The sequence below is a fragment of the Prosthecobacter sp. genome (assembly GCF_014879935.1).
GTDB lineage: Bacteria > Verrucomicrobiota > Verrucomicrobiia > Verrucomicrobiales > Verrucomicrobiaceae > Prosthecobacter.
In genome coordinates this window covers 1-5,387 of the sequence record NZ_JACSRD010000104.1, presented here as the reverse complement: position 1 = coordinate 5,387, position 5,387 = coordinate 1, and the positions used below count along the sequence as shown (strand labels likewise).

At 62.8% G+C, this 5,387-nt stretch carries 5 protein-coding genes; 1 reads left to right on the top strand and 4 read right to left on the bottom strand.

What is annotated here, in order from left to right; all coding sequences use genetic code 11:
- The 4 genes from IAE77_RS06680 to IAE77_RS06665 form a co-directional block, all read right to left on the bottom strand.
- A complete protein-coding gene (locus IAE77_RS06680) occupies positions 1–567 on the bottom strand; it encodes a transposase (RefSeq protein ID WP_294223659.1) in 567 nt (188 codons plus the stop codon).
- Positions 564–2,123, bottom strand: coding sequence for an excinuclease ABC subunit UvrC (locus tag IAE77_RS06675; RefSeq protein WP_294223655.1), 1,560 nt, complete (start codon positions 2,121–2,123; stop codon positions 564–566). The genes IAE77_RS06680 and IAE77_RS06675 overlap by 4 nt, the downstream gene beginning before the upstream one ends.
- 80 nt (positions 2,124–2,203) lie before the next feature.
- A complete protein-coding gene (locus IAE77_RS06670; protein ID WP_294223652.1) occupies positions 2,204–4,147 on the bottom strand; it encodes an adenylate/guanylate cyclase domain-containing protein in 1,944 nt (647 codons plus the stop codon).
- A 58-nt stretch (positions 4,148–4,205) separates the two neighbouring features.
- Positions 4,206–4,682 (bottom strand): hypothetical protein, encoded by a 477-nt coding sequence (locus tag IAE77_RS06665; RefSeq protein WP_294223649.1) that lies wholly within the window; start codon positions 4,680–4,682, stop codon positions 4,206–4,208.
- A 141-nt stretch (positions 4,683–4,823) separates the two neighbouring features.
- Here IAE77_RS06665 and IAE77_RS06660 point away from each other — a divergent pair.
- Positions 4,824–5,387: superoxide dismutase (locus IAE77_RS06660; protein WP_294223646.1), on the top strand; the 564-nt coding region annotated here is incomplete at its 3' end.

Below are 5,387 nucleotides of genomic sequence, written 5' to 3'. Positions count from 1 at the left end.
TCATGCGCTGGAAACGGGCGGCGGGGCGCGGGCGGGCAGTTGCAGCCACGTTCTTGGCAGCGGCAGGATGAGGCGCAGCAGCTCCATGTCCTTGCCGCAGCAGGGACATTTGGGTTTGGGTGCCTGCAAGGGCGCTGGCCGTGGTGCGGGCCGGGTGCCGAGGATGTGGTGAAGGCGCTCCCACTTCTTCTTCGCAGCGGCGCTGTGCAGGCCGTAGTGCCGCACGCGGACGTGGCCTTTGGGCAAGACATGCAAACACCAGCGGCGCAGGAACTCGTCCACACTCAGGGTGAGGATGCTCCACTTTCCCGTGCCGCTGTCCTGGCAGTTGAGGCGCACGTTGCCTTGCTCGTCGTAGCCTTGGAGCCGTGGCTGGCTCAGTGCGCTCTTCTTTACATAGCGGGCGAGGTAGCGCAGGGCGGTGATGCCGCGCCCGACGGCCTGCGCATCGACGACCCAGTCCTTCTTCCATACTTGCGGGTCGATCTGGGTGTGATGGCGTATTCCACGGCGGGCACGTTCCACCGGCCCTGAGAAAACACGCGGCTGTCCGGCGGCTGCGCTCACTTCCGGCTCTCCAAAAACTCCCGCACTTCACGGGCCACGGCCTTGCCGATGCCGGGGACGGCGGCGATCTGCTCTTCGGTGGCTTTGCGCAGGCGGGTGACGGAGCCGAAGGCTTTCAGCAAGGCGGCTTTGCGGTTCTGGCTGACGCCGGGGCAGTCGTCGAGGATGCTTTCCTCGACCCGACGGCCCAGCAGGAGCTGATGGTAGCCGTTGGCCCAGCGATGAGCCTCGTCACGGATGCGCTGGAGCAGTTTCAAAGCGCCGCGTTCATGCGGGATGAGGATGGGATCACTGGCGCCGGGCTTATAGACTTCCTCGTGTTCCTTCGCCAGGCCGATGATCGGCAGGTCGTGCAGGCCGAGGCGCTGCAATTCGGTCACCGCCATGCCGAGCTGGCCTTTGCCACCATCGACAATGACGAGATCGGGCAGCGTGACGAACTTGGGATTCTTCTTCGCGGCGTCTTCGTCGCCTTCCAGCCTGCGCATGGCCTCCAAGGGCTCTTCCTGGGAGAATTCGGCATCCTCCGAGGCCTTCGCCCCTTCCAGCAGGATGCGGGAGAAGCGCCGCCGGATGACCTCCGCCATGCTGACGAAGTCGTTTTGACCGCTGACGGCCCGGATGCGGTAGCGGCGGTAGTTGGAGTTGTCCGGCACACCGTTCTTGAAGCGCACCATGCTGGCCACGCAGTGCGCGGTGCCGATGTTGGCGATGTCAAAGCACTCCATGACGAGCGGCGGCCGCTCCAGGTGAAGAAGCTCCTGCAATTCGTTCACATCGGCCATCGGGTCGATGGTGCTGACGACCTTCGCGCGTGCGCCACGTTCGAAGGTGCGCTTGGCGATGATCGTCTTGCGCAGATCCTCGACCATGTCACGCAACTCGGCGGCTTTTTCGAAGTCGAGCCGGGCTGCGGCGCGTTGCATCTCCTCTTCGAGCGCGGACAGCAGGTCTTTGGATTTTCCTTCGAGGAATTCGCAGGCCTGCTCGATGCGCTGGCGGTATTCCTCCGGCGAAATGCGGCCGATGCAGGGCGCGGCGCAGTTTTTGATGATGTCGTTGGAGCAGTGCTTGTAGTCCTGTTCGTCAGGATTGAGCGGACGGCACACACGCAGGCCGAAACGTTTGTTCAGCCAGTTCAGCGTCGTGCGCAGCGCTCCACTGTGCGCGAAGGGGCCGAAGTAGCGCGCGCCATCGTCCTTCTTCAGCCGGGTGAGCGAGAAGCGCGGAAAGGCGTCGCCCAGGTGAATGCGGACGAGGAGGAAGCGCTTGTCGTCGCGGAAGCTGATGTTGTAGCGCGGGCGGAAGTCCTTGATGAGCTGGCCTTCGAGCAGCAGCGCCTCGGTTTCGTTGCGCACGTGGTGCAGGTCGAAGTCCCAGATGCTCTGGATGAGGGCGCGGGTCTTCAGATCGACGAGTTTCGAGCGGGCGGGGGTGAAGTAATTGGACAGGCGCTTGCGCAGGTCACGCGCCTTGCCGACGTAGATGACGCGGTTCAGGCGGTCGCGCATCACATACACGCCAGGCGTGTGCGGAACGTCGCGCAGCTTGGCCATGAGGTCGGGTTTTTGACGGGGGGCGGGCATTCCAGGTGGATACGTGCCTCACGGGCGGCGGCGGTGCAAATGCATCCGCGTCACGCGGTGACACGCCAGGGATGCACCGGCCCGGAGAAGCCCTTCAGTTGCATCGGTGGCATCGCTTCGGCCTGAACGAGCTCCTTGGTCTCGGCATAGGTTTCCTCATCCAGCACGATCTCACCTGCCTGGGCGATGCTGCAGAGCCTGGAGGCGAGATTCACCCGATGTCCGAGCACGGTGTAGCTCAGACGCTGATCCGAGCCCATGCAGCCAGCGACGACTGAACCGGTGGCGATGCCAATTCCCACCTCCAGCGAGTGTCTGGAGGTCTGATTCAGCTCTCGACGCACGCTGATCATGTGCAGGGCGCATTTCACCGCGCGGCAGGCATCCTCACCGGTGCTGACAGGGGCACCGAAGAGCACCATGATCAGATCGCCCACGAATTTATCGACGATGCCGCCGTGCTGATAGGCCACATCTGTCAGCGCAGTCATGTGCTCATTGAGCAGCTCGATCACATCGGCAGGCGGCATGTTCTCCGTGAGGGCGGTGAAGCCGCGGATGTCGCAGAAGAGCATGGAGACGTGACGGACTTCACCGCCGAGGCCGCTGCTCTGCTCGATCAACTGTGCCGCCACGGTGCGATCCGCGACGGCATTGAGCACGCTGCGATACTTTTCCTGGAGAGCGAGACCTGCGGCCATCTCGTTGAAGGACGATGCGAGCCTGCCTAGCTCGTCTTTGCGGCGCACAGGCACACGCACGTCGAAATTGCCCTGCTCGATCTCATGCGTGCCGCCCACGAGTTCGCTGATGGGCCCGGAGAGGCCACGGGAGATGTAAAGCACGACCAGGAGGGCGATCAACAATGCGACGAGGCCCAAGCCGCCGACCTCGCGCCTCAACTCGGCCAGTTCACGGTCCATGACGGCAAGCGAATACAGATTCACCTGCGCGGCGAGCGGGAAGGGCGATCCCGGGTTTAGAATGCGGTAGAAGAGCTGATGACGCACACCGTCGATCTGAATGATCTCACGCTGGATGCGTTTCGCCTGGCGGATGGTGGCGGCAATGCGCTCCGCGATCTCGGCCCGTTTATCCTTCGGGATCGTGGTGCTGACGAGCGCGTCCTCCACCCAGACGCCGCTCATGATCTCGCCAAATTCGGAACGTTTGGTCTGCTCATACAGCAGACGCTCCGCCAGCACTGGCAAGGGCAGGCCGAAGAGGAAGGCACCCGCAAATTTGCCATTGTCCGGGTCATGCAACGGTGTGATGAACACCTCCCGCACCTGCTCGGATTGGTTCTCCTCCCCGTATTCGACCCGGAGATAGCCGATCTCCTGCTCTTTGAGGACTCGCTCCAGCTTTTCATGGCCCAGCCACTGCAGCCGGCCGGATTTGCGCCGGAACTCAGCGCTCATGCCGCCCTCCATCGGCAGTGAGGGCAGGGGAGGGCCGCCTCGTCCGCCGGACAGCGTCTTTTTGGGACCGGTCATGAAATTCCCCTCAGGATCAATGATGGCGATGTACGGCTGCTGCGATGGCGGCAGGCGAGAACCCAGGCGCGGCGGGTCGTCGCGATCCTTGCCGCCCTTGTCGTCGTTTCCGCGGGGAATCAGGATCTGCCGCCGGGGACCAGCCTGGCCGGCTTTCGACAAACCGGCCGGCAGCTCCGTCTGCAGGCGTTCGGTGGCCAGTTCCTCCAGAAGAGGGCGCAGGATCTGTCCGGCTTCGTTGAAGTTCGATCTGGCAACCGCCTGCTGCAGGTCGTTGCGTGCCGCGATCTCTGTCAGCCGGGCGGAGAGAGCGTCGGTGCGTTTGCTTTTGGCCAGGCCGTAAGTGTGGATCTGCGACTCGAACTGCTCCTCAAACAGGCGTGTGTAGGCTGCCATGAAGCGCCACTCCGCCAGCACCAGCGTCGCCACGCTGACAGCGGCCACTACGGGGAAAACGGTGAGGATGAGACGGGCGCGAAAACTGGAGAACCACTTCATGAGGCGATGTCACAGGGCGTGATGCGTGAATGAACACCACGCCGGGCGGGAAGGTTTCTCAGCGCACGCGCTTCATCGTGTAGCTGCCATGATCCATGGCGGACTTGTAGTTGGCGTGGAATTCGTCGCCCTTGATCTTGCCCTCGTAATGATAGAGGCCACCGGCCCAGTCGGGCATCTTGTGTTCTCCTTTGAAGACGTGGCTGCCGTCTTTCTGCTTCTTCACGTTGTGGACGGCCTTGTAGCTGCCGCTGAGGATGGATTTCCATGTGGCACGGTAAAAGAATGAGTGATCGCCCTTCGTGGAGAATTTGCCGTCTTCGGGCGGGCCGGAGACGACGCAGCGCAGCGTGCCGGTGTGCCCTGTGGCCTCGCTCAGCCATGTGCCTTGCCATTTTCCAGCCACGCCGCCTGCTTTCGGCGGGGCAGGGCAGAGGTCGCGATTCCAGGCTTTTCGGAACTCGGTGCCGCAGGAAGGCAGGAACGTCACAACGAGGGCAAACAGGGCGAATCGGAGCAGGCGGGAGGATTTCATGGCGGGTGCTGTCATCGAACGCGTCCAGACACACGCCTTTTTCGTTCGTCATGGGGAGATTTGAATTGTCATTCTGACACTTGCCCCCGCCTGTCTCCGCTCTACTTAGCCTTCAAGTTCAACCTCAACCACCCCAACGCCATGGCCCACACCCTGCCCCCGCTCCCTTACGACAAGACGGCTCTCGAGCCCCACATCGACGCCACCACGATGGAGATCCATCATGGCAAACACCACAACGCCTATGTGACCAACCTCAACAACGCCATCGCCGGCAAGGCCGACCTTGAGGCGCTGTCCATCGAGGACCTGTGCAAGAACATCTCCAAAGTTCCTGCCGACATCCAGGGCGCGGTGCGCAACAACGGCGGCGGCCATTTCAACCACACGCTGTTCTGGAACATCATGGGCCCGAACGCTGGTGGAGCCCCGACCGGTGCCTTGGCTGACGCGATCAATGCCGCCTTCGGCAGCTTCGATGCCTTCAAGGAAGCCTTCGCCAAGGCTGGTGCCACCCGTTTCGGCTCCGGCTGGGCTTGGCTCGTGGTGAAGGATGGCAAACTCGCCGTCACGTCCACACCGAACCAGGACAACCCGCTCATGGACGGCTCCGGCACCCCGATCCTCGGCTGCGACGTCTGGGAGCACGCCTACTATCTCAAGTATCAGAACAAGCGCCCCGACTACATCGCCGCCTGGTGGAAC

Excerpts from the sequence above, each read along its gene's own strand:
- IAE77_RS06675 (WP_294223655.1), bottom strand. The coding sequence starts at position 2,123 with ATGGCCAAGCTGCGCGACGTTCCGCACACGCCTGGCGTGTATGTGATG.
- IAE77_RS06670 (WP_294223652.1), bottom strand. The coding sequence starts at position 4,147 with ATGAAGTGGTTCTCCAGTTTTCGCGCCCGTCTCATCCTCACCGTTTTC.
- IAE77_RS06665 (WP_294223649.1), bottom strand. The coding sequence starts at position 4,682 with ATGAAATCCTCCCGCCTGCTCCGATTCGCCCTGTTTGCCCTCGTTGTG.